The organism is Flavobacterium sp. 245 (assembly GCF_004362055.1).
GTDB lineage: Bacteria > Bacteroidota > Bacteroidia > Flavobacteriales > Flavobacteriaceae > Flavobacterium.
Map to the genome: position 1 here is coordinate 126,893 of NZ_SNXB01000007.1, position 25,955 is coordinate 152,847.

Genomic DNA, 25,955 nt, shown 5'->3' on the forward strand with positions numbered 1-25,955 from the left:
ATATATAAAACTTTTTGTTATAATGCACAATTAACCTGCCTACTAACCAATAAAGCAGACAGGTTAATTGAAAATTTAAAATAACTAACTAATAATTTTCTATTGTAGAAAATGCCTTATTTCACGTTAATCATCACTTCTACAGGTTTTAACCATTGGCTTGTAAAAGTAACTTTGATAGGCTGTGCATCACCATTCGCCTGAACGTAAGCTGCAATATGTCCGTGAAAAACTCTTTGAATATTATCTGAATAATCAGTCATGTCGCTGTTATTTCCAGCTTCAAGTCCTAATAAAGTTCCAGGACCGCTGATGGTACAAGTCACTTCATTATCTGAAAGCATAACCGGAAGACCATTTTGATCTTTTACCTGAACCATGATTTTAGCAACACCTTTATCTTTACTGATTGTAATATCTTTTTCGGCAATTGTCAATTCAACTGGCTGTTGTGTTGAAGCAATCGCATAACGGCTTACTTCTTTATCATTTGCATCTAAACCAATTGCTTCCAGTTTTCCTGAAGCAAATGGAATATCCCAGTAAATAATTCCGGTCTTTTCGTCGTATAATTTTGTTTCGCCAACTACTTTTCCGTTCAATTCTAAACGTGCTTTTGCCGCATTTGTATAGCAAACTACACGAATTTTTTGTCCCGCCTCGTAATTCCAGATTGCCCACGCATCTTTAGAAACATCTTTATCATTTGTCAACGGATAAGTTCCCACGTATGCCATTGGTTTATCTGACCATAATGACTGACGGAAATAGCCACGAGGTTTGATAACGCCAGCAAAATCAACTAAACCAGAATAAAATCCTCTTGAAGGCCATCTTCCAGATTCTCCCAAATAATCAATTCCTGTCCACAAGAACTGTCCGAAAATATGTTTGTTGTTTTTTACTGCTAACCAAGGATCCATATCGTGAACATTTTCACTTCCGTAGATTACTCTGTTTGGATATTTTTTATGATCTGTCTGGTATTTACTTTCTGTGTAATTGTATCCTGTAATATCTAAAGCTCCCGGATATTCCGTTTCGTTAGACATTGCAACACCCGCCAATCCGGCTGTTGTAGGACGCGATTTATCGTATTTTTTAACTGCTGCAACTAAACGTTTTGCAATCACTCCAAGACGCATTGCATCTGGCGCATCTGGTTTATAACCTCCATAAGCCGCTTGGCCGAAACCATCTTTACCTTTATCTAAAACTGGGTGCGAGTACGGATCGTTTGGATAATCAACCTCATTTCCTATACTCCATGCAAAAACGGAAAGGTGGTTTCTGTCTCGACGTACAAAATCTTCCAAATCTTTTTCGGCGTAATCTTTAAAAATGTCAAATGAGCCTTCAAAACCTGGAGTTCCGTAATTCCAGCCCTCCAGCCATTTACGTTTTGGAAATTCCCATTCGTCATAAGCTTCGTTTAAAACCAATAAACCTAATTCGTCGCAAAGTTCGTAGAAATCTGGCGCTTGAGGATTATGACTTGTACGGATGGCATTTACACCAATTTCTTTAAGTGTTTTTAATCTCGTTTTCCAAACTTCTCTTGGAACAGCTGCTCCTAAAACTCCGGCATCATGGTGCAAACAAACACCTTTCATTTTCATCCATTTTCCGTTAAGCGCAAAACCATTATTTGCATCAAAAGTGAAATTTCTAAAACCTGTTTTAGTTACTGTTTTGTCAATTTCTTTTCCGTCTTTTAAAACTGTTGTTTTAAGCTCGTATAAATTCGGATTTTCTAAATCCCATAATTGTGGATTTTTGACATTTATTTTAGCCGAAATTTTTCCGTTTTGATTTGCTGCAACATCAATTTTAGAGGTTGATTTTGCTACTGATTTTCCGTCTTTTGAAAACAATTCATTTACAACTGTTAAAGATGATTTTGAAGAAGAACCGTTCTCTACATCAACCTCAACATTCAAAGTCCCTGCTCCTTTTTTAACTTCTGGATACGCATAAACACCCCATTGTGCAATATGAACCGGATTTGCATACACCACCCAAACGTTTCTGTAAATTCCTGAACCTGTGTACCATCTTGAATCGGCGCTTTGGCTGTGATCGACACGAACAGAAATAGTGTTTTCACCACCGTATTTCACGAATTGAGTTGCATCATAAGCAAAAGAAATATATCCGTTTGGACGTTTCCCTAATGAATGTCCGTTGATAAAAACTTCGCTTCTGTTGTAAACACCCTCAAAATACAAATACACTTTCTCACCCGATTTGCTTTGCGGAATATTGATTGATTTTCTGTACCAAGCAATTCCACCAGGCAAATATCCTTGACAGCTCGCTAAAGTTGGACTCAATTGTCCTTTTACGCTCCAGTCGTGCGGCACATTTACTTGCTGCCATTTGCTGTCGTCAAAAGTTGTGTTTTTTGCATCTGGAGTTTCCTGAAGATTGAACTTCCAGCTGTCATTAATTTTTTTTGAATCTCCAAACGATATTTGACTGCTCGCAGACAAACATGAAAAGAGTAAAACGGGGATTAAGCTTTTTTTAGTTAACATGTTTTATTATTTTTTTGTTTCAGGTTTCAAGTTTCAGGTTTCGGAATCAACTTGAAACCTGAAACTTGAAACAATTTTAATTTTGTAATTCTCCCACAAACGTCACTACTGATTTTGCAGGGATTTCTAGATTGTCAATTTTCTGAACATCACTTCTTTTTAAATTGGAAGTTTCAGAAGTTATATACGGAGTAAACTCATTGTTTTTTAAAGTTCCTTTTGATAAATCGAACTTATATTTTTGAGCTGATTTTCCGCAGTTTACAGCAACTACAATTAATTTTTTGTTTTGAACATCTTTATACGCTGTCAACATAACATCATTTGCAGCATCTAATTCATTTTGATTTGGAACATCAACTCGCTGCATTCCTGGACGAACAAAAAGCGAATAATTTCCTAGAGCCCAAAGCAGTTTTGAATCGTGAAATTCTCCATCGTTTCTCACATAATTTGGCTCCGTTCCGCCTTTGCTTTTTCCGTCATCCAAATAAATCAAACCGTCTTTGTAATCCACTCGTGTAATAGAAGTCCACCATTGCCATGAAGCCGCATTTGCCACCGCAATATCATTATGAATCAAGCGTGCCACAAATAGCGCCGTCTGCATTCCTAAATCTCTTCCGCCGCCTGAACCGCCCGGAATTTCATTTTCTCCCGGATTTTCTAAAATGCAATATTCAGACTGCCAATATCTTAAACCTGGATTCTGTTTTACGTTTGCTGCAATTAATTTTCTGCTTAAAACCTGTTTTTCAACAGGCCACGTTGTAAAGTAACTATGGCCAAGAATCACATTTTTTACATTAGAGAATTTCGAAACGTTAGTTTTTGTCTTTCCAAAAAAGAAATCAATTTGATTGTCGCGATTTTCTTTATTTACATTTTCATACAAATAATCAATCTGTGCTGCTTCGGCAATTACAATTTCAGTATTCATTTTGTTAGCTTTCAGTTTTTCTGAAAGTGATTTGGTCAAATCATAAATTTCCTGATTGGTTGCCGGAGTTCCTTCCTGACTGTTCGTATCACCATGTTTTGGCATCCATTCCCATTGTGGTTCGTTTATCGGACTAACGTAATCGAATTTTATTCCTTCTTTTTTCTCCAATCCTTGAATACTTTGAACTAAGAAATCGGCAAATTTTGGAATTGCACCATCTTTTAGATTCAGTTTATTCTTTTGAGAGGCAAAAGACAAACCATTGTTTGTCATATAAACCGGCGGACTATTGGTAAAAATCAAGAATTTATCGACGCCGCGTTTTTTAGCTGCCTGCAAAAACCATCTTTGCCCTTCTTGTTTTGAAAAATCATAAGTTCCGTCAGCATTTAAGAAACATTCGCTTCTTCTCCATTCGTCTGAAACTTTGCTGTTTTCCCCTTGCTCTGTACTTCCAGCGCCAAGATTGAATCTCCAGATCGAAAGTCCAATCCCTTTAGGATTTCCCTGAGCATCAATTTCTTGACTGAAAAGCAAATCGGCAATGGCATTCTTTTTTTGTTCGGGCCAATTTTTTCCCACAAACTGCGTTCTCCACGCATCAGAACCTCCAAAACCGTCCATAGTCTGAACGACTTTGTCTGTACTGATAACCGCAGTTCGTTGTCCAAATGACAGCGAACTCATTACCAGAAAAAGTGAGATATATACTTTTTTCATTTAATTTTTTTATTTCTATTATCCTCAAAATTGTCATTTCGACGAAGGAGAAATCTCCGCAAGTAACTCCATAATCTAGATCTCTAATCTTTGGCGAGCTACTCGTGGAGATTCCTCGTTCCTCGGAATGACAATATTGTGGTAATCCTACTAATTTTAGACAACTTTGACAAAGTTTTTACGTTCTCAAAACCTCAGTACCTTAGTACCTCAGCATCTCAGAACCTTTATTTATAAGTTCCCACATAAGTCACCACAGACCTAGCTGGAATTTCTAAACTACCAGCATCAACCGCAGTTCCTTTTTTTAAACTTAAAGTTTCAGAAGTTGTATAAGGAGTCAATTTATTATCAGCCAAAGCTCCTCCTGCAAGATTCAATTTATAGGCTTTCGCCGATTTGCTAATGTTTACTGCAACAATTACCAGTTTTTTAGTAGCTGCATCTTTGTAAGCCGTTACCATGACATCGTTTAAAGCTGTTGCATTATCAACACTTGGAATTTGAACTCTTACCATTCCCGGTTTTACGAAAAATGAAAAGTTTCCTAACGCCCATAATGTTTTTGAATCTCTGATGAAACCATCGTTTTTACAATAATCAGCATTTCCAGCTCCATTGCTTGCATTGTCATCAACATGAATTAAACCGTCTTTGTAATCACCACGGCTTATTGCTGTCCACCACTGCCAAGAAGTTACGCCTCCAAGTGCAATATCAGTACTGATAATACGGGCTGTCCAAAGTGCAAGAGGCATTCCTAAGTCTCTTCCTGAACCTGCTCCACCTGGTAATTCTGCTGTTCCCGGACTCTCTAAAACGCAATATTCAGAAGACCAAAGGCTAACACCACCAACAGACTGAATTCTCGAAGCTGCAGCTTGTCTTGACGAAATCATTTCGCTTAAAGGCCAAGCTTGCCAATAGCTGTGTCCAGAAATGGTTTTCTTTACATTGCTTAAACCTGTGATTTTTTTAGCAGAATTTGATGCAAAGAAATAATCAATTTGATTTGATCTGCTTTCTTTTCCAGAAACTGTTTTGTAAAGCGGTTCATAAGCTCCAGCTTCTCCAACAACAATTTGAGCACCAAGTCCTTTTGACTGCAATTTTAGAGACAAAATATTTACAAAACTGTAAATATTTGCATTTGTAGCAGGTGAACCTTCCTGACCAGAACCGTCCCATTCGTATTGTGGTTCGTTAAACGGACTCACGTAATCGATTATTAAACCATGTTCTGTTTTTAATTTATCTAATGAAGTTGCCCAGAAATCAGCCAATTCTGGCATTTTTCCATCTTTCAAATTATAAAATTCTTTAATGCTGGCGTGCGCTTTTCCATTTTGCGTCAAATACACTGGCGCGCTGTTTGCGAAAGCCAAAAGTTTTTCAACACCACGCTCTCTTGCTGCTTTCATAAACCAAACCTGACCGGCTTGTTTATTCATATTATAACTTACACCATCAGTTGTAAAGCATTCTGTACGTCTCCATTCATCAGTAATATCACTTGCGTCACCTTGTTCAGTGCTTCCTGCTCCAAGATTAAAGCGCCATAATGACAAGCCGATTCCTTTTGGATTTCCATCAGCATCAACATCTCGGCTGAATAATAAATCGGCTATTTTATTTCTTTTATCAGAAGGCCAATTTTTTCCAATAAAATTACACTGCCAAGCATCAGAAGCTCCAAAACTTTCCATAGTCTGAAGGTTCATGTCCAGATTTACATTCAATTCGGCCACTGTACTTTCTGAACCTGAATTATCTGATTTTTCAGAATCACAGCTCACAAACATGGTGCTTGCGAAAAGTAAGCCTGCACACAGCAGACTTACTTTATTTTGGTTATTAAATCTCATTTTAATAACCAGGATTTTGTGTGATTAATCCGCCACTTAAGTCAATTTCCAACTGAGGAATTGGCCATAATAAGTTTTTAGCAGGATTGAAATTGATTCCTTTGTCCTGAGGTTCTCTCAAGTTTGTAGTTTCATAAGGGTCAGTTGAACTCAAGTTGTATTTAACAAAAGTTCCGTTTGGTCCCATCAAAGATTCAATTACAGGTCTTCCTGTTGTTGGATCTTTTTCACGACGAATATCATATAAACGCATACCTTCAAAAGCTAATTCTAAACGACGTTCTTTATAAATTTGTCTCAATAAAGTTGGCCCTGAAAGTCCTGTTTTAGGATCTAATTTTACACGTGCTCTAATGATGTTGATATCTGCTAAAGCATCTCCGCCAGTATGATAGCTTGCTTCGGCTCTTGTCAAATACATTTCAGCAAGACGAATCAACGGAATGTTTAATGGCAAGTGACCATCTTTTTTATCTAATGAACGGCGCGTTGCAATTGGAATATAATATTTACGACAGATACGTCCTGATTTATTATCATTTAAGCTGAATTTGTGCGTTGGGTTTAAAACCTCATCACCGTAAGCTGCTTCACCCCATTTTGTAATAGTACTTCTGCGACGGATTACATCATTTTCAGACAAATAAGCATTTTCTAAATCACTTGTTGGCATACACCATCCCCAACCGTCAAGAACGTCAGCAGCGTCATTGCTTGGAAAATTCTTTTTGTCTTCGCCTCTTGCTCCTGCTAAAGTAGGAAGCATCGAACCTAAACTTTTATCCTGTACTGATGAAGTCTGCGCTTCAAGAATTGACTCCACTCCGTTATGATTGTTTACATTCCAAATATTCAAGAAATCGGCTTCAAGTGCATAAGGACCTTCCGTAATAACTTTGTTTGAATATTGTTTTGCATCAGCCCATTTTTCTTGGAACAATGTTACACGAGCCAATAATGCATAAGCGGCCCATTTGTTTATTCTTCCTTGTCTGTTAACTGGAATAGTTTCTAATTTTGAAGCCGATTCTTTAAGGTCAGCTTCAATTTGTTTGTAAACATCTGCTGCCGAACTGCGCTGTAAAGTCAAATCGCCTGTTCCAAGAGATTTTGTATATACAGGAACTCCTCCAAAAAGATTTACCAACTCATAATAACAATAGGCTCTCACAAAAAGAGATTCACCCATATATTGGTTTTTTTGAGCTTCAGTAATTGGCGATAAAGCCATTTTTTCTAATCCAAGATTAGCCGACTGAATGGTATAATAATGCGCTGTGTAAATACTGTTCATATCACCCATATTATCAGGTGTAATGATGTATTGCGAACATGGTCTGTGCGCACCGCTATCTTGTCCTGTATTTCCCATCCAGGCATCATCAGTCGACATTTCGTTAGTTACTCTCGGTGCAAGTAATGTCCACCAGTCATTCGGAATTAACAATCTGCGCGTTAATTCATTGGTATAATTTTCGCACTCTTGTGCCGTTTGAAAGTAATTCTCTAAGGTTTGAGTTCCTCTTTGTTCTTTTTCAATAAAATCGCTGCAAGAAATTGCTAGTAGAGAAAAAGTGATTATTGATACTATTATTTTTTTCATGATCGTTTTTATTAAAATGCTACATTAAGACCCATCAAGATTGTTGGCTGTACTGGATAATTCCATCCTGCAAAACCTGATCCTAAAACATCTCCCCCTACTTCTGGATCAACACCTGAATACTTTGTCCAAGTCCATAAATTTTGTCCAGACAATGAGATTCTTAATTTATCTAAACCAAATTTGTTGTAAAATGAAAATCCTACCTGTAAGTTTTTCATACGTACATATGAAGCGTCTTCAACATAAAGAGATGAGAATTTAGTAAAGTTTTCGTTATTATCATCTTTAGACAAACGAGGAATACGGCTTGATGTTCCTTCTCCGTGCCATGCTACTTCTGACAAATCACTTACTTTGTTTGTCAAACTTGCACCATTGTATAAATCTGAAATATTTTGGTTAACCAAATCATTTCCAAGGCTAGAATAGAAATTTGCTACTAAATCAAATTGTTTGTAAGCAAAAGTCAAATTAAGTCCTACGTTATAATCAGCCCAAGGCGTACCAATTTTAGTTCTGTCTTTATCGTCTATTTTTCCATCTCCATTAATATCTTTAAAACGAACATCACCCACTTGCGCATAAGGCTGTAACTTTGTTCCGTGCTCATCAGTATGAGAATTCAATTCTGTTTGATTTTGGAACAATCCATCAGCAACATATCCGTAAAAATATCCAGGCTCATTTCCTTCAACAGTTAACGTTCTGTTGCTTGCTCCGTATAATTTTTCACCATCAGCAGATAAGTTCAACATTTTTACATTTACAGTTGTAAAAGTCAAATCGACGCCATAAGAGAAATCGCCTTTTTTATCTTTATATGAAACTAATAAATCAACACCATTAGATTTCATAGAACCAACGTTTGTCCACATTGTAGAATATCCAGGGAAACCACTATAAGTTGGAAATTGTTTTAAGAAAAGCATATCATTAGTTTTCTTTTGGTAATATTCTAAAGATCCAGAAAGTTTATTTTTCCATAATCCGAAATCAAGTCCAAACGAAATATCTTCAACAGTTTCCCATTTAATGTCTTTGTTTGCCATTGTAGAAGGATAAGAAGTATCAACAATATCACTTCCGATAGGATAAAACCCTTGCCCAATATTTGACTGATAAACTGCGCTTGGCAAGTTCTGATTTCCTACTTTACCCCAACCTGCTCTAAATCTAAGATCGCTCAAAACATCTTTTGTAGATTCCATAAAATCTTCGTTCAAAATTCTCCATGAAACCGATGCAGAAGGGAAATTTGCCCATTTGTTGTTTTCCATGAATTTTGAAGAACCATCACGTCTGAAAGTACCTGTAAAATAATATTTTCCGTCATAGTTATAAGAAAAACGAGAAATATAAGACATCAAAGAATTTGACGTACGGTTACCACTGCTGTTACGGTTTTTAGTAGCAGCATCTAATTCTCTCATCGAATCAGAGTTGTTTGGAACTCCTTCTCCGTAACCCCAAACCTTACTTTGGTTGTATTCTTCCATTGTATTACCTATCATTAAAGACGCATTGTGTTTTTCTGCGAATGTTCTGGTGTAGGTAACTGTATTTTGCCAAGACCAGTTAACATCAGTAGTATTCCATTTTTCAACACTATTAATTTCTGCTTTTTCGTGTGCAGCATCAATAACAAAGTCTGGACTAAATTTATTTCTTACGATATCACCAACTTCAACAGAAGCCTGTGAACGAATCACTAAACCTTTGATTGGAGCATATTGCAAATAACCATTCGTATTTAAGTTGTATTGATCTGTAAAATCATCATAACGTTTTACAGCCGCAACTGGATTCCAGATATACGAAGGAGAACGTGCATAAATGCTGTATTCGTTTTCTGTACCATTTAATTGATCAGCCGGTTTGTAAATTGGCGTAATTGGATCAATTTTGTCAAAATCTGCCCAGTTTCCTGGCGAACCATACGTTTCATAACGAGGGTTTAAAGTAATTCCTGCAGAGAATTTATCAGAGAATTTAAAATCGTTTGCAATTCTCATAGTGATTCTTTCCCAACCACCAACTTCATACATCGATTCAGAGTTGTAATAGTTCAAACTTACTGCGAAAGTATGTTTCTCAGAACCTCCAGTTACTCCAAGAGAAGCATTGGTTACAGGGCTTGCTTTTCTAATTCCTGCGTCCCACCAATCTGTTGTTTTTCCTTTGTATTGAGAAGGATTTGGCAAATAATCAGCATAACCAGAATTCTTGTTTGCCGTATTCATCATTGTTGCATAACCTTCGGCATCAGCCATATTGTATGGATTATTCATCATTTGCATACCAGAACTCATGTCAAAGTTGAATCTTGTTTTACCTGCTTTTCCTTTTTTAGTCGTAATCAAGATAACTCCGTTTGAAGCTCGAGAACCATAAATTGCACTCGCAGAAGCATCTTTTAAAACTTCCATCGATTCAATTTCGTTATTGCTCAAAAAGTTGATGCTTGTTCCCATCGGAATTCCATCTACCACATAAAGCGGATCTGTACTTAAGTTTACTGTCGAAATACCACGAATCAAAACTCTTGGTTGCGCTCCAGGTCCGCCAGCTCCAGTAACCTGAACTCCAGATACTTTCCCTTGCAAAGACTCGGCTACGTTACCTACTGTCATTGTTTGAAGTTCTTTTCCTTTTACTGAAGAAATTGAACTCGTTACATCGCTCTTTTTTACAGCAGCATAACCTACAACCACAATTTCATCTAAGGCTTGACTTGATTCTTCTAATACAACATCAAAAGAAGTTTTATCTCCAACTGAAATTACTTTATTGGCAAAACCAACAAAAGAAAATTCGATCTGAGCATTTTTATTTGGAACACTGATTGTAAAATTTCCATCAAAATCAGTTGATGTAGTTGTTGATGTTCCTTTCACAAGTAAATTTACTCCCGGAATTGGCACTGCGCCTTTATCTTTAACAGTACCTGTTATTTTTATTTGTCCAAATGATACCGCAGTACACATTAGGGCAATAAAAAATCCTATATATTTAAATTTCATATTAAGCTGTTTTATTAATTAAATGTCACAACAAAGTCGTCACTATTTTTTTGTTATAAATACTCTTTCTAACTCGGTATCAAGAACTACTTTATAAACTCCGGCAGCTGCAGGATATTTAGCATTTCCGTTTTCTCCCGGCGACATGGTACAGATTCCGTTTTTGATTAATCTCCAAGAAGGATCCCACCATTGGCCTGTAAAAGTTGCTTCTAAAGTTCCTGTTAAAGTGTATTCACCAACTAATTGATAAGGATTTGCCGAATTATTGCTCAAATGCAGTCCCGTCATAACCCAAGCATTCCAAGTATCCCAGTTTGCATCTTTAATACCGCCACCGCAAACACTCACGAAAGGTTTTCTTAATGCAGCATCATCGTGCCATAATCCGTTAGCAATATCAACCCATACTTTGCTTGAAGGCGTATATTTCTCAGCTGTATATTTTAAAGTATTCGGATTCACTTTAATTTTATAGTAACCTTTTGTTGGCAAAATAATTGGCGTTGAAGCAACATCATCAACTAATTCTCCAGCAGGATTTAAACCAAAACAATGTGGGGCAAAATCTGATTCTTGACCTAAGAAATAAACTTCTTTATTGTCTTTATCCGCATAATATTTGAATTCGAAATCCTGTCCGTTTTTTTCGTGGAAATACATCGGCACACCAACTGCATCAGTAGTAAGGTTTGTTCCTTTTGGCTGATCACATAAAAAGATTGCTGGATATTCATTTGTAGCCACAATATTTACATTTAGCGATCCTGTATTCGGAATTGCAAATTTATCTTTAGCTGTAATCGTCAAAACATAATCTGCAGCAGTTACTGGCAATGTATATGTTTTGTTGAATGTATAAGACTGAGGTGATCCTGTTAACTGAACCGTTTCATTAATTCCTAATGCAGCACATTGCACCTGAACATAATCAATACCTGAATCATCATTAACTACAAAATTTAAAGGCATTTTGTTGCTTGTTGACAACAAAATAACTGCTCCTTCTTTTGGTGAAACCATCGTGATTGACGGTGCAGCAAATTCTCCGTCTAAACGTAAATTGATTTCTTCATTAACAACATTTCCAGAAACGTCTGTAATGATCAATTTTATTTTGAAAGCTTCAGATGTACCTCTAGTAGATGGAACTTCGAAAAAATAGCTCAAATCATAGCTTTTTAACAAAGGATCTGTACCGAATGCAATTACTTTATCAAGCGATAATTCTGGAATCTGAATTTGAACACTTTTCAATCCTAAATCATCTGCAAGAGCCGCTTTGATTTCAAATTTTCTGTTTGGCGCGCCATAAATTTCTTTAGTCGCCACTACTACTGTAGGATTATCAGATGCAGCAAAATCTGATTCGTTATTTTGACATCCGGTAAATAAGATGGCAAAAAGGGCAAGAAAAAATAAAAATATATTTTTTTTCATTTCTTAATTTTTAAGGTTAGGTCGGTTCGTTTGTTTTATTAGTAAAGTGAATGTTGCAATAAATGAGCTGTACTCAATTTTGAAGCGCTAGATCTTGCTTTCTTTTTTGGTAAAGAAAACAGACAATTAAAAATCGGTGGTTTGGTTTTTGTCATGTTAGTAAAGTTTGATTAATATTCTTTTTTTATTTTTTTTCCTCTTAAATAGTAAAGTTTTATTTTTTGGCCCGCGTTTTTTTTCGCGGGCCGGATAAGTAAATACGTAAAACCAACTCTTACAATCACATTTTAAAGAAGGCTCAATTCTTTAAACAGATTAAAAAACTTATCAAAAAAATAACACTTATAATTTTACACAGTAATACAACTTAACTATTACTATAAGTGCAAAGAAATGTTTAAAACACACTTCTAAGGAGGGGTAAAATGGAAAAAAAAGGAGGTCAAAATTGTAATTAATTATTATTTTGTATCAAATTTTACATAGTCTTAAAAAATAACCATGTATTTTTAAAGATTCTGCAATTGTTGAAATATTCTTTATTTAAAGACTAAAACGTTTGAAATTTTTCAAAAAAAAGCACTCTCAGCTACAAAATGCAATTGAGTCTTTAAGAAAATGCAAAGTCTGATAAATGATTTTTTAACTGAAATTGTTGAGCGTAATTAATTTTAACACATAGAAACATAGTTTTAGTAACTTAAAAAAAAAAGGCGTTTCACTTATTTAAATGCACATAGCTATGTGTTAGAAACATGTTTCTTTTTGTATTCTTTTTTATCCAAATAAAATCTATGTTTCTATGTGTTTAAAGATTTAACCAATAATATTCAAATCGGAGTTAAATGAGCTCTTGTATTTTTTGATATATTCTGAAGGCGTCATTCCAAAAAGTTTCACAAACTGCTGTCTAAAATATTTAGGATCTTCAAAACCAACTTCGGCACTTGCCTGCGCAATATTCATATCTTCGGTAAGCATCAACATTGCCGCTCTTCGAATTCGAAGTGATCGAATAAAAGCATTTAATGTCTGACCTGAAATAATCTTGATTTTTGTATAAAGCGTTCTGTGGCTCATTCCCATTTCCTGAGCGAAGGTCTTAATAGTAAAATCTTTTTTATGAATATTGGCTTCTACAATGTCAATACACTTTTTCAAGATAAACTGATATTCAGCCGGAACTTTCTGTGTATTTTCTCTTAGCGTAATACTGTCTAAGAAATAAGTCCGGAGATTGCTTCGGTTTCGTAATAACGATTCTACACGCGCCGCAAGAATATCATCATCAAAAGGTTTCATGATATAATCATCGGCACCATCGTTGATTCCTTGTAAATGTGTTTCTGGATTTTTTGAAGCCGTTAATAAAATAACCGGAATATGCGACAAATCATTGCTTTCTTTTATTTTTCGGCACAATTCAAGACCATCCATCTGCTCCATTGTAATATCACTGATTACCAAATCAGGCATATGTTTTTTGGTCAGTTTTAAACCTTCTTCCCCATTTTCAGCGCTGTAAACAATGTAATTTTCTGAAAACAATTTAATCAGATAATTTCTGATATCATCATTATCATCAATAATCAAAACAGTGCGTTTATCGGTAAGCATTACCGTTTGAAAATCAGTTTCTGACATCTGATTATTTGCAGTATTATTCTCTTCGATATCATCAATATTAAGTTCATCAAACAGCTGGCTTCTCTGCTGCACATCATTAGAAATAACAGCGTTTTCAAAATGACTGCTTCCTTTTAAGAATGTCAATTTAAAATTACTTCCTTTTCCAATTTCACTGCTGCAGCTTACTTTTCCTTTGTGTTTGTCTACAAAATATTTCACAATAAAAAGTCCAATTCCAAAACCGGTACTTATGGACACTTTTGAATTAATTTGTCTGAATTTCTCGAATATAACGTCAATATCAGCTTTATCGATTCCTTCTCCGCTGTCTGAAATTTCCATTTCAACATCGGAGTTTGTTTCGGTTAATTTCAAGCTAATTTCACCGCCAACTGGAGTGTATTTAAAAGCATTCGACATTAAATTGAATAATGAAATTTCGATTTTCTCATAATCGCCAATAATCTCAATTTCATTATCGGGAATATTAAAATTGTACCTAATATTTTTATCTTTTGCTTGATTTACAAAACATTGATACACTTCGTTGCAAAGTTTATTGACATTTATTGGCGACAATCGCAATGAATCGGCATCATTTTCTGCTTTTCTAAAAAGTAGAAGCTGATCAACCAAACTCAATAAACGTCTTGCATTTCGATGTGCAATAGCCAAGTCGCTTCCCGAAGATCCGTTTTCTACACGTTCCTTCTGAACTGCTTTTTTAAGCGGATTAATAATCAGCGAAAGCGGCGTCCTGAACTCATGTGAGATATAGGTAAACATTGACGATTGTTTCTCGGCAATTTCTTTTTCCTTTTTACTTTCTAATTCGGCGATTTTGACCTTATATTTTAAAGCTTCTTTATTTTTCTCATAATCCAAATAAACAAAAAGTGCACCTGCAATGCCTAGTAAATACAGCGTATAAGCCCACCAAGTTCTGTACCAAGGCGGTAAAACCTGAATGGAAACAAGATTGACTTCTTTGTTCCAGCCTCCCTTAAAATTGGTTGTTTTTACTTTAAAGGTATAATTTCCTTCGGGTAATCTGGAGTAATTTGCTTTTCGGGCTTGACCCACATAATTCCACTGCTGGTCCCAGCCTTCTAAAAAATAAGCATAATTTATTTTGTCCGCATTATTGTAATCAATTGCCACAAATTCTAGTGACAAAGCCGTTTGATCATAATCCAGACTAATCTTTTTCATATTTCCAGAATCTGGTTCCGAAACTTCCACTTTGCTTTCTTCTATACTTTGATTGTTGACATAAAAATCGCTCAGCAATAAATTATTCTTCTGATTAAATCCTTTGATTGCTTCAGGAAAAAAGATGTTGAATCCGTTGATTCCTCCAAAAAGAAATTCTCCGTCAGACAATTCAGTTCCGGCATTAAAACTAAACTGATTGCTTTGTAAACCATCATTTACAGAAAAATTACGGAAGGTTTTTCGCTTTTTATCAAATCTGCAGACTCCATTATACGTACTCATCCAGAGATTGCCTTCTTTATCTTCAAGTAATCTTAAAATGGTGTTCGATGGCAAACCATCATCTGTCGTCAACCTTTTAAACGTATTCGTTTTTCGGTCAAATAATAAAAGTCCTCCCTCCTGCGTTCCCAGCCAAAGGTTTTTGTCTTTATCTTCGTGAATGCATCTAATTGGATTTCCGATAGCAACTTTACTGATTTTCTTCGATTTTTTTTCAATCGAAAACAAGCTTGTATAATTTCCGCCCCAAAGTTTTCCGTCGCTGGTTTCGGTCAGACATTGCAAGTTGGTAACCGATTTGTCAAAAAGCTCAAAACTGTTTTTTGTTCTGTCAAAAAAATACAGCGCACCTTCATTTGTTGCGCTTGCCCAAATATTTGCTTTTGAATCTTTGTAAACAAACCAGATGTTTTTTTCAATTTGTTTCGTAAACGGATTATAACACGAATATTGCGTAACCGAATTATTCTTCGGATTAATTTTGTTGACGCCTCCAGCCCAAGTTGAAAGCCAGATTTCGTTATTATTATCCCGAATAATTCCAGTAATAAACGGACTTGAAAGTTTATTGCCGTAATTACTGTACGTATTATTTTTTCTGTTCCAATATTTCAATCCGGCGCCATCTGTTCCTACCCACAAATTCTTTTTTTCATCTTCGCAAAACGATAAAATAAAGTTCTCGGCAGGATTTTTAGCATTGTAGCGAATGCTTTTAAAATATTTTGGCGTGTTGCTCAGCATACTAATACCGCCACGAAGCGAACCAAACCATTTGTTGCCGTCTTTATCTTCGTATAAACTCCAAACCGAATTACTTTTTGCCAGCTGGTTTTCATTTACACTATTGTACGGAATCGCTTTTTTATTTGTTCCAATGACTTTGTAAATACCACAACCGTCTGTCGTAATCCAGATTTCCTTTTTCTTGTCGACAAGAATATCGGTTACGCTGCATTTATTTGAAAAATAGTTTTCTGAAATTACTCCTGTTTTGGTATTAAAAAGAAAAAGTCCTTCATCAGTTCCAAGCCAAAGATTACCGTCAGAAGCCAATTTCATTGCTTTTACTTCTTTTGAAATGGAGAAAACCGCTTTTAAAGTTTTTGACTGATAACTGTAACTGCAGATCCCAACATTGCGGACATAAATCCAGGAATGCTTGTTTTTTTGATCTTCCTGAATGGCAATGGCATCATAATTATTGATGCTGATTTTATTGCCCAAAACAGTAAGCGGAATTTGTTTCCCTACAAAAGAATCATTTTCAAAACGGATTAATCCTAAACTTTGAGAAGCAACTAAAAACAGATTGCCCGAAACCGAGCGCATCTGGTGAATAATATCGTTTAGAATTTTCTTTTTGTTAGATGAAAAATATTCCGCAGGATGAAATGCAGCTGTCGATTTATTATAAATGCTGATTCCGTTTGCCCCTCCCACCCAAATGTTTTTTTGAGAATCGCCTTCGATATTATAAACGGCGTTAAAGGAAAGTGATTTTTTATCGTTGATTCGGTTTCGGAAAACTTTAAAATTATAACCGTCGTAACGGTTTAACCCATCGTAAGTTCCAAACCAAAGATAACCATCGCTGTCCTGAAAAATGGTTGTCACCGAATTGTTTGACAAACCATCAGAAATATCAAGAAATTTCACCGGATTATCCTGCGCAAAACTCAGCGAAGTGAAACCAAACAGCAGTATAAAATACAGAACAAAATACTTCAAAATAGTATGCTTTTTTGTGAATTTGTGTAGAAAGCACAATTATAAGCCTATTTATGGCAATTTTGCAAAAATCAATTCATAAAATTTTGATTTTATGAATGGTGTGTAAGATTAAATCTTACGTTTTAATTTTTAATACAGGTTTGCTGATAAAATATTGGAACGTTTTTTCCCTGCTGGAGCGAGCATCTCGCTCGTGCACGTGTAGCATATAAATTTCTAACTTCTTTTTTGGCATACATATAAACTTTTTTCAGGACGAGACACCTTTTATAGCACCCTAAAATATTATTTAAGATTCCCTTGCCAATCTATTTTAATAGGAAAAAATAATTGATGCCATCTTTCTATAAAACCATCTATGTTTTCCATATCAGATTTTATTAATTTCCTTAATTTTTCTGTTTTTCTGTTATACCCCCATTTGGTATAAAAACTCCCTAATTTATGCTCTGGCAAAAACAACATATAAAACAATGGCGGGCCCATGTACTCATCACTTCGTAATCGGATTTTAGTCATTCTAAAAGCCAATTCGCTAAATTTAAGACCGTCAAAATCCTTCAAAAGAGACAACGAACTTAAATTTGGTTTTACTTCGAAAATATTTAAAAAAATCTTAATCCATTTTTCACCACTAATAATTGAAATTTCAATTCGCTCAAGATATTTTTCTTGCGAGATTCTGGAAAATTGGTAAATATATCCACGAATGCTTCTGTCATATTCGCCATGCCACGAAGTTTTATAAGGATCTGGCTCAAAACCATTTGCCAATAAAGCAGGAATTCCTACCTCTTTGAAAATCTCATTTCTTGTTTTTAAGAGCGCTGCATTTTCAACTTTATAAATTAATCCCATTTTCCTTTATTGAAATTTGTATCAAAAAACTATCTAATTAAACAAATATAAATTAAAAATCAAGACTTCAAAAATCAGATAACTTTTATAAAAATGCTTTACCATTTTAAAATAAAAAGTTAAAATAATTGCAAATAAAGACCGAACGGTCTAAATTTGCAGTGTCAAAATGAGAAGATCATGAGCAAAGCAGAAAGAACCAGACAATTTATCATAGAAGCATCGGCGCCTATTATTAATAAAAAAGGAATGGCGGGTACTTCTATCACTGACATAATGGAAGTTACAAAACTTGCCAAAGGCGGTATTTATGGGAACTTTGAAAATAAAGAAGAAATCTGTATTGAATCCTTTCTCTATCTTAGAACTCGACTTGCAAGCAAATTAGATACTGCAGTATCAAAAGGCAAATCGGCACAGGAAAGACTTTTCAATTTATTGGATGTTTACGGAAATGATGAAACAATGATTGACGGCTGTCCCATACTAAACTTTGGAACAGATGCCGATGATACCAATCCAATTGTAAAAGAGCATGTAAAAAAAGCCATTTTTTCGGCCCAAAAAAGATTTTATAGCCTAGTTGAAGACGGAATAAATAATAAAGAATTAAACGCAGCAATTAATGCACAGCATTTTAGCATAAAAACTTTTGCTATGATTGAAGGAGCTATTTTATGTGAAAAAATTACCGGCGATCACTCCCAAATGATGATTGTGCTGGAAAGCATCAAAACCGAATTTAAAAAATATGTTTTATAATATATTTTTTTTATCATTTTTTAGACCGTTCGGTCTAAAAAATCCTATGGAACCACATTAAAAACAAATAAAAAAAGAAAAATGAGAATTTTACAAGAAAACCATCAGGGATTTAGTACCCTACTTGCCCTAGCATTGATCCCTCTATCTGGGTTTGCTACAGATATTTATTTACCGTCATTACCCGCAATGGCAAACGATTTGAACGTTTCAGCTTCGGCTGTGCAGTTTTCACTGGTAGTGTTTATGTTCAGCGTTGGTATCAGCCAATTTTTTATAGGAAGCATATTAGACAGTTTTGGGCGTTATAAAATCAGTCTTGCGTCGCTCGCCTTGTTTTCGCTTACCAGTTTTGTAATCGCATTAGTTCCTAATATATATGTGATTTATGCCATGCGAATTATTCAAGGAATTACGATTGCACTTATCGTAGTGGGAAAACGTGCTTATTTTGTTGATTTGTTCACCGGCGAAAAACTAAAAAGTTACATTAGTATGTTTTCCATCATTTGGGCTTGTGCTCCTATTATGGCACCGTTTTTAGGCGGTTATCTGCAAAACAGTTTTGGCTGGAGATCTAACTTTTATTTCCTTGGTGGTTTGTCGCTAGTATTTTTAATTCTGGAACTAATTTATAGTGGTGAATCCTTAAAACATTATCATCCATTTAAACTAAAATTAATTGCACAAACGTACAAAGGCATGCTTCAAACGGCCGATTTTACCTTAGGTCTGGTTATTATTGGAATTTCGTTTGGAATGGTTGTCGTTTACAGTTTATCGAGTCCGTTTATAATTGAACGCGTTTTGGGTTATTCTGCAATTACAACAGGATACAGTTCGTTGCTTTCTGGTTTTTCATTAATGACTGGCGGTATAATTGCAAAATCGCTGATTAAAAAGCCTTTAGTTCAAAAAGTCAGCATTGCGTTTGGCGTTCAAATAACGTTAGTATTGCTGATGATTTTTACCGCTTCTTTTGGAAGTAACATTTATACATTAATCGGTTTTATAATCGGAATTCATATTGCCGGCGGTTTTATTTTCAATATAATTTATGGATATTGTCTAAGCCGTTTTTCAAAAAATGCCGGAATCGCAAGCGGACTTACAGGCGGTGTGATGTACATGATCAGTTCGATATTCAGCTATGGATTTGCTAATTTATTTGAAGTAAAAACACAATTATTATTAGGAGTTGCCGATTTTGCACTACTTGTAATTGTAACTATTATTTTTATCACTTTCAATAAATACAGATCAAAAAACTTAGCCGAAGCAAAAGCCATTTCTTAAGGAAATGGCTTTTTAGTTTTTAAATTGCTGGCGCAAAGTCAAAAAGATATTTACACAGTTTAGTATATTTTGAAACTAAAATTTTCCCCTCAATCGTTAGCGCAGATTTGCAATCTGTGCCCACAAAGGTTGGACACAATGCAAATCAAAACCTTTAATTTGTTCTCGCCGTTCTAAAAAACTAAAGATTTTTTCAAAACAAATCTAATAAAACGACCTCTAAATCATTTTCTAAACCTGAATAATTTCTTGCCGAACTAAAACAATAGTCTTCTGGTTACCAGACACTAATACAATTTAATTTCCATTCTCTATTTTTCAAAATAATTAAGATCGTTTCAATTGATGAAATTATTCCGATATAATAAAATAAACTTTTAAAACCATGAGTGCTATTAAGCATAATTTCAGTCAAATACAAATAAAATGTAAAAATCCAAATCTTGCTTAAATATGAACTAACAACAGCTACTTTTTTATATTTGAAATAACTCAAAAATAAAATAAACGTTTTAAGACCTAAAAGAATTATAAACGCATCAATAAAACTGAAAAGACTAATCTTGGTATACAAAAAAATTACAAACATCATTATCGGCCAATAAAAATAGTTAGAAAGAGCTTCAACAGTATTTTCATTTTTTCTGTAGTTTAAAACTAAACCAATGATTAACAAAAATTCAATTATTAAGTCATAATTATCCAAATAATTAAACTTAAATAAAACAACACTTGCTGTCAATATTAGAAAAAAACGAATAATTAGTTTTGTCATACATTTTTTTTAAACATTATCAAATATTTACGATAGTTATCCGATCACGCAGATCTATCCACAATCGTTAGCGCAGATTTGCAATCTGTGCCCACAAAGGTTGGACACAATGCAAATCAAAACCTTTAATTTGTTCTCGCCGTTCTAAAAAACTAAAGTTTTTTTCAAAACAAATCTAATAAAACGACCTCTAAATCATTTTCTAAACCTGAATAATTTCGTGCCGAACTAAAATAATAGTCTTCTGGTAAAGTTACTATTCTGTCTTTTACAGGATTATTGTGAATGTAATCTATTTTTTGTTTAATGAATTTGTTGCTATAAATATGTTCAGCATGATAACCGTTTTGCCAAACTTTGTAGTTCTGTTCGTTTTTAAAATTTTCACAGGCCTTCCGAAAATACTCCAACATCCATTCCCTTCTGCTCTCTGGCTCATCAATTATAGTTTGAACTATTTTCTTGGAAGTGATTTTTTTAAAATCTCTAACAACATCACATAAAATAAAACCATATGTAGCCTTACAAAGTAAATGAACATGATTTGCAAATCTGCGCTATCGATGCGAAGAATTTATCATAATTAACAATCAGCTTTATTGATTCTCTTTGCGGGCACAGATTACAAATCTGCGCTATCGATGCGATAATTAGTAGAAAGAATGAAATGATTCTATATGTGATAAAACAAAAAAACTGCATAAAAATCGAAAAGATCTTTACACAGTTCATAATATTTTAGAGCAGAAATTTTACCCCAATAAAAAAACAATCAAACCTCTCGCGCCATGCGCACCTAAAACCAAAGACTGCTCAATATCAGCCGTTTTTGAAGGTCCGGCGATGAAAGTTCCAAAGCCATAATCCTGATTTCCTATTTTTTCATAAGCCTGATGCATTGTTGGATAAATATTTTCTTTGTTTACTATAATAGCCAAATATTGTGCAATAAAAGGAGAAACACGCTGTCCTAAAATATCATCAGTAACCCAAAGTGCGCTGTTTTCGGCAACACCAAAATGCGCTTTTATAACAGTCAATTCCACATTTTTAAGCGAATGCGGATCGTCATTTGTCCAGTCTAAAGTTGCAACTTCTGAAAGTTCTGGAAGCGTTGTAACAAAGCGTTTTTCTATATCATAATGCTTTTTGATATAGGAAATCACTTCATCATAATTTGAAACTTCAACAGGATTGCCACCAATATTTTTCAGTACGGTTTTATACGTTTCTAAAACATCAAACTTTTCAGACCCTAAAACTTTTAAGTCTGGCAAAGCAGTTACAGATTCCGGCTGATTCTGTTTTATTTTACGTAATATATCGGCTTTACTGCTCATTGTTTTTCTCTTTTGCTTCTCTTGAATTTTTCTTGTACCAATCTCTAAATGATTCTTCTGGAACAGCAGGCATTTCGCGCTGATCGTACCATTTATTCATTTTATTATTGACCAAACCGGGAGCATTTTTCATTATAAATCGGCCCGATTTTCCAGCGATATTAAAAACCGTCGGATTGGCTAATACGGTTGCCATTGTTTTCATTGCAATGGTTTTTGATGTTGGCGTATATCCTTCCTTCACCAAAACCTGACGCCATTTATATAGTTGATCATGAATGTCGATTTTTACCGGACAAACATTGGTACACGAGCCACAAAGCGTACTAGCAAATGGCAAATCGGCATTTTTGCTCATGTCGAGATTTGGTGCCAAAATAGAGCCAATTGGTCCTGCAACAGCATTGTGATAACTATGTCCACCGCTTCTTCTGTAAACCGGACACGTATTCATGCACGCGCCACAGCGAATGCATTTTAGCGAATTTCTAAAATCTTCTCTTCCTAATTGTGTGCTTCGTCCGTTATCAACAATTACAATATGAATTTCTTTGCCGTCTCTTGGCTTTTTAAAATGGCTTGAAAAAGTCGTAATAGGCTGTCCCGTTGCACTTCTAGCCAATAATCTCAAGAAAACACCTAAATGTTCTCTTTTAGGAATCAGTTTTTCAAATCCCATGCAGGCAATGTGAACATCTGCTAAATGTGCGCCCATATCTGCATTTCCTTCATTGGTACAAACTACAATTTCACCCGTTTCAGCAATGGCGAAGTTAACTCCGGTCAAAGCGGCTTTTCGGGTTAAAAAAGTATCACGAAGTTGGTGTCGCGCTGATTCGGTTAAATATTGCGGGTCAAAATTTCCTTTTTCGGTACCTAAATGTTCATGAAAAGTTTCGCTTACATCTTCTTTTTTAAGATGAATTGCCGGCAAAACAATATGACTCGGCGGTTCTTTACGAAGCTGTACAATATATTCTCCTAAATCGGAATCGATAACTTCGACACCATTTTCGGCTAAATATTCATTCAAATGGCATTCTTCTGTAAGCATTGACTTTGATTTCACCATTTGCTGTACATTGTGCTGTACCAAAATAGAATGCACAATTTCGTTATGTTCTTTTGCATCGGCTGCCCAATGCACTTTTATTCCGTTTTTTTGTGCATTTGCCTCAAATTCAATCAAATAATCGTGAATATTAGAAAGCACATTATTCTTGATTTTAGAAGCTGTTTCACGCAGTAATTCCCAATCCTGAATTTGATAAGCGGCTTTATCACGCTTTTCGCGCACAAACCAAAGCGTTTCATCATGCCAGTCTACTCGTTTAACATCTTTATTAAAACGTGCGGCGGCTTCACTATGTTCTATTGTTTTTTTTGAAGACATCTTTTAAAAAGTTTATTATAAACGAGCTTGTTTTTACTCTTAATTTTTACTGACAAAATTCACTACATTTTCATGAATTGCTTTCTCTCCTTGGACATTATCAGCAGTTACATTAGTCAAGAAAATATTTTCTACTGGAAGCTCTTTCTGACCTTGAATTCTAGAAATAAACTTCACATTGGTTGCTTTTATATTTTCTAGATGTACATTTTTTATTGGCGTCAAGCGTCTTTCAATCGTTGGGACTAGATCACGCCATTGGTACAAAACATCGGTTTCTATACCTAGAATTCCCGCGTCAATTTTACCCGATGTAATGTTTGTCATATAAATATTGTTTACAAAACCTCCTCTTCTTTCATTGGTTTTAATGTACAAAAGATGATTTAGTTTTGCGCCATCAACAACGGTACAGTTATCAATAAACACATTTTCGATGCCGCCCGAAAGTTCACTTCCAATGGCTACTAATTGATGACCATTTTTTACGGTACAATTGCGCATTACAATATTTTTTGAAGGTGTGTGTAGGTTCCAAGCATCTATACCACATCCCGATTTAATCGCAATCGCATCATCGCCTTGGTCAAAAACACAATTTTCGATCAATACGTTTTGAGACATCTCTGGATCAACACCATCATTATTATGTCCGTGGGCATACACATGAAGGTTTCTGATTACAACATCTTTTGATAAAAACGGATGAATCGTCCAAAATGGACTGTTCGTTATTTTAACGCCATCCATTAAAACATTTTGGCAACGATTGAACTGAATAAAATGAGGACGTAAATTTGCCGTATCATTTACCATTTGTCTTTCTTCCACAGGTTTTTTATAGGAAGCCAAATAGTATAATCTCTTCAAACTTTCCATATGCGCTTTTGGACGCGCAAACCATTTGGTCCAGACCTCCATTTTTGCTTTTAATTCGCCTTCGCCTGTAATAGCAATATTTTTACATTGATAGGCATAAATCAGCGGTGAATAATTGTAACATTCATATCCTTCCCAAGTGGAACGAACGGCAGGCAGATAATCTTTTGGATCTTCAGAAAAAAGCAAAACGGCACCTTTATTCAAATGCAGATTTACATTGCTTTTAAAATGAATTTTCTTGGTCAGCCATTCTCCTTCCGGAATCACAACAATTCCTCCGCCAGCTTTATTGGCTTTTGAAATCGCTTTTGAAATTGCCTCAGATGTTTTGTTTTTATCTCCTTTTACAGCGCCAAAATCTACAATCGAAAATTCTTTACAATTGCTGAAATTCGGGATTTTAATCGCTGGCATTTCAAAAGGTGCTTTTACGGCAACTTCGTCTAAAGTTACCGAAGATTGATTCTTCTTAAACGATAAAAAAATGATTGAGAGTAAAAGAGTTAAAGAAAATGCTATTTTTTTCATGCGGCATATTTTGTTTAAACACATAGAGACATAGTTTTTACAGCTTAAAAAAAGGCGTTTCACTTTTTAAAAAAAACATAGCTATGTGTAAATGATATAATCGTTTTTTTTATCTTTTTAAACACAATGAAACCTATGTTTCTATGTGTTTAAAATTATTTTTCGCTTGACATTGTATTCAATATTTCAGCAATATGAATGGTTTTTATATTGCTTTTTTGCCTTTTCAGAATTCCTTCTAAATGCATTAAGCATGACATATCGCCACCTGTAATATAATCTACATTTTGGTTTTCATGATCTTTGATTCGGTCTTGCCCCATTTTTACAGAAACGGCTTCTTCGGTAACGCAGAAAGTTCCGCCAAAACCACAGCATTCGTCTTTTCTGGATAAAGAAACCAAATCCAGTCCATTTATTTTATAAAGCAACTGCTGTGGTTTTGAAAAAAAATGTGCGTTTAATTCGGTCATTTGCGAAAGCTTCAAACCACGCTGACCGTGGCAACTTTGATGCATTCCGACTCTATAGGGAAAGTTTCCTTGTATGTGATCTATTTTCAGAATATCGGTAATAAACTCTGTCAGTTCAAAGACTTTTTTGCGCATTTCAGTTGCTACAATTTCTAATTTGTCGTCGTGTAAATGCTCTTTTACATGTAAAACACAGCTTCCTGAAGGACAGACAATGTAGTCAAATCCGGCAAAATTGGAGATAAAATTTGCGTTACAGCCTTTCGTTAAATGTTCATAACCGCTGTTTGCCATTGGCTGGCCACAGCAGGTCTGACCCATTGGAAAATGAACATCACAACCTAATTTTTGCAAAAGTTCATAGGTTGCTATTCCAACTTTTGGGTAAAACTGATCGACATAACACGGTATAAAAAGTCCAATTTTCATTTTTTATTATTTTATTCTATTCTGTATAACAACCAAAATCACAAAGTTTTTTAATTTATCCTTGACTTTTTAATCTCGCAAAGTCGCAAAGTCACAAAGATTTTTCTTTTTTAAGTCTTTTTAATAGAACTTCGCGACTTGCGTCTTTGCGAGCAAATTTTCGTTGCTGAATAAAAAAACTTAAAAATGTAATCTCGTACGTATACCAGATTAATCTTTATCAATAAA

At 35.0% G+C, this 25,955-nt stretch carries 15 protein-coding genes and 1 pseudogene; 2 read left to right on the forward strand and 14 right to left on the reverse strand.

The genetic code is table 11. From position 1 onward, the window contains the following. Window positions 1-116: 116 nt before the first annotated feature. The 8 genes from EV145_RS14730 to EV145_RS14765 form a co-directional block, all read right to left on the reverse strand. Complete coding sequence (locus EV145_RS14730; protein WP_133525965.1) at window positions 117-2,537, reverse strand: sugar-binding domain-containing protein; 2,421 nt, start codon at window positions 2,535-2,537, stop codon at window positions 117-119. A 76-nt stretch (window positions 2,538-2,613) separates the two neighbouring features. Continuing rightward, complete coding sequence (locus tag EV145_RS14735; protein ID WP_133525966.1) at window positions 2,614-4,200, reverse strand: glycoside hydrolase; 1,587 nt, start codon at window positions 4,198-4,200, stop codon at window positions 2,614-2,616. Between the two features lie 227 nt (window positions 4,201-4,427). Beyond that, window positions 4,428-6,065, reverse strand: a complete 1,638-nt coding sequence (locus tag EV145_RS14740) for a glycoside hydrolase (RefSeq protein ID WP_133525967.1) — start codon at window positions 6,063-6,065, stop codon at window positions 4,428-4,430. Between the two features lies 1 nt (window position 6,066). Further along, a complete protein-coding gene (locus EV145_RS14745; protein WP_133525968.1) occupies window positions 6,067-7,668 on the reverse strand; it encodes a RagB/SusD family nutrient uptake outer membrane protein in 1,602 nt (533 codons plus the stop codon). Between the two features lie 11 nt (window positions 7,669-7,679). Beyond that, entirely contained in the window at window positions 7,680-10,691 is a 3,012-nt protein-coding gene (locus EV145_RS14750) for a SusC/RagA family TonB-linked outer membrane protein (protein ID WP_133525969.1), read from the reverse strand. A 42-nt stretch (window positions 10,692-10,733) separates the two neighbouring features. Next, entirely contained in the window at window positions 10,734-12,131 is a 1,398-nt protein-coding gene (locus EV145_RS14755; RefSeq protein WP_133525970.1) for a hypothetical protein, read from the reverse strand. Between the two features lie 816 nt (window positions 12,132-12,947). Beyond that, entirely contained in the window at window positions 12,948-16,988 is a 4,041-nt protein-coding gene (locus tag EV145_RS14760; protein WP_133525971.1) for a hybrid sensor histidine kinase/response regulator transcription factor, read from the reverse strand. Between the two features lie 288 nt (window positions 16,989-17,276). Beyond that, window positions 17,277-17,849: a hypothetical protein gene (locus tag EV145_RS14765; RefSeq protein WP_133525972.1), complete on the reverse strand. Its 573-nt coding sequence runs from the start codon at window positions 17,847-17,849 to the stop codon at window positions 17,277-17,279. Window positions 17,850-18,029: 180 nt separating this feature from the next. On the opposite strand from EV145_RS14765, the gene EV145_RS14770 reads away from it, so the two are divergent. Then, on the forward strand, window positions 18,030-18,611 hold the full coding sequence (locus EV145_RS14770) for a TetR/AcrR family transcriptional regulator (protein ID WP_133525973.1): 582 nt from the start codon (window positions 18,030-18,032) through the stop codon (window positions 18,609-18,611). A gap of 81 nt (window positions 18,612-18,692) precedes the next feature. Continuing rightward, the gene (locus EV145_RS14775; RefSeq protein WP_133525974.1) at window positions 18,693-19,907 is read left to right on the forward strand and encodes an MFS transporter; all 1,215 of its coding nucleotides are present in this window, start codon (window positions 18,693-18,695) and stop codon (window positions 19,905-19,907) included. A 277-nt stretch (window positions 19,908-20,184) separates the two neighbouring features. Here the strand turns inward: EV145_RS14775 and EV145_RS14785 are convergent, their stop codons facing one another. The 6 genes and pseudogenes from EV145_RS14785 to EV145_RS14810 all read right to left on the reverse strand — a co-directional run bounded on the left by EV145_RS14785 (window position 20,185) and on the right by EV145_RS14810 (window position 25,727). Continuing rightward, window positions 20,185-20,682 (reverse strand): hypothetical protein, encoded by a 498-nt coding sequence (locus EV145_RS14785; RefSeq protein WP_133525975.1) that lies wholly within the window; start codon window positions 20,680-20,682, stop codon window positions 20,185-20,187. 164 nt (window positions 20,683-20,846) lie between these two features. Continuing rightward, window positions 20,847-21,230 (reverse strand): annotated as a pseudogene (locus tag EV145_RS14790) (transposase); the annotation flags it as partial. 204 nt (window positions 21,231-21,434) lie between these two features. After that, window positions 21,435-22,022 carry a lactate utilization protein C gene (locus EV145_RS14795; protein ID WP_133525976.1) on the reverse strand — a complete coding sequence of 196 codons (588 nt, stop codon included), beginning with the start codon at window positions 22,020-22,022 and terminating at the stop codon, window positions 21,435-21,437. After that, window positions 22,012-23,415 carry a lactate utilization protein B gene (locus EV145_RS14800; RefSeq protein WP_133525977.1) on the reverse strand — a complete coding sequence of 468 codons (1,404 nt, stop codon included), beginning with the start codon at window positions 23,413-23,415 and terminating at the stop codon, window positions 22,012-22,014. Before EV145_RS14800 ends, EV145_RS14795 begins: the two co-directional genes overlap by 11 nt. Window positions 23,416-23,454: 39 nt before the next feature. After that, a complete protein-coding gene (locus tag EV145_RS14805) occupies window positions 23,455-24,825 on the reverse strand; it encodes a glycoside hydrolase family 28 protein (RefSeq protein ID WP_133525978.1) in 1,371 nt (456 codons plus the stop codon). A 155-nt stretch (window positions 24,826-24,980) separates the two neighbouring features. After that, the gene (locus tag EV145_RS14810; RefSeq protein ID WP_133525979.1) at window positions 24,981-25,727 is read right to left on the reverse strand and encodes a (Fe-S)-binding protein; all 747 of its coding nucleotides are present in this window, start codon (window positions 25,725-25,727) and stop codon (window positions 24,981-24,983) included. Window positions 25,728-25,955 lie beyond the last annotated feature (228 nt).

What these genes read in the sequence shown, in the direction of transcription:
- EV145_RS14730 (WP_133525965.1), bottom strand. Translation starts at nt 2,537, where the DNA reads ATGTTAACTAAAAAAAGCTTAATCCCCGTTTTACTCTTTTCATGTTTG.
- EV145_RS14735 (WP_133525966.1), bottom strand. Translation starts at nt 4,200, where the DNA reads ATGAAAAAAGTATATATCTCACTTTTTCTGGTAATGAGTTCGCTGTCA.
- EV145_RS14740 (WP_133525967.1), bottom strand. Translation starts at nt 6,065, where the DNA reads ATGAGATTTAATAACCAAAATAAAGTAAGTCTGCTGTGTGCAGGCTTA.
- EV145_RS14745 (WP_133525968.1), bottom strand. Translation starts at nt 7,668, where the DNA reads ATGAAAAAAATAATAGTATCAATAATCACTTTTTCTCTACTAGCAATT.
- EV145_RS14750 (WP_133525969.1), bottom strand. Translation starts at nt 10,691, where the DNA reads ATGAAATTTAAATATATAGGATTTTTTATTGCCCTAATGTGTACTGCG.
- EV145_RS14755 (WP_133525970.1), bottom strand. Translation starts at nt 12,131, where the DNA reads ATGAAAAAAAATATATTTTTATTTTTTCTTGCCCTTTTTGCCATCTTA.
- EV145_RS14765 (WP_133525972.1), bottom strand. Translation starts at nt 17,849, where the DNA reads ATGGGATTAATTTATAAAGTTGAAAATGCAGCGCTCTTAAAAACAAGA.
- EV145_RS14770 (WP_133525973.1), top strand. Translation starts at nt 18,030, where the DNA reads ATGAGCAAAGCAGAAAGAACCAGACAATTTATCATAGAAGCATCGGCG.
- EV145_RS14775 (WP_133525974.1), top strand. Translation starts at nt 18,693, where the DNA reads ATGAGAATTTTACAAGAAAACCATCAGGGATTTAGTACCCTACTTGCC.
- EV145_RS14785 (WP_133525975.1), bottom strand. Translation starts at nt 20,682, where the DNA reads ATGACAAAACTAATTATTCGTTTTTTTCTAATATTGACAGCAAGTGTT.
- EV145_RS14795 (WP_133525976.1), bottom strand. Translation starts at nt 22,022, where the DNA reads ATGAGCAGTAAAGCCGATATATTACGTAAAATAAAACAGAATCAGCCG.
- EV145_RS14800 (WP_133525977.1), bottom strand. Translation starts at nt 23,415, where the DNA reads ATGTCTTCAAAAAAAACAATAGAACATAGTGAAGCCGCCGCACGTTTT.
- EV145_RS14805 (WP_133525978.1), bottom strand. Translation starts at nt 24,825, where the DNA reads ATGAAAAAAATAGCATTTTCTTTAACTCTTTTACTCTCAATCATTTTT.
- EV145_RS14810 (WP_133525979.1), bottom strand. Translation starts at nt 25,727, where the DNA reads ATGAAAATTGGACTTTTTATACCGTGTTATGTCGATCAGTTTTACCCA.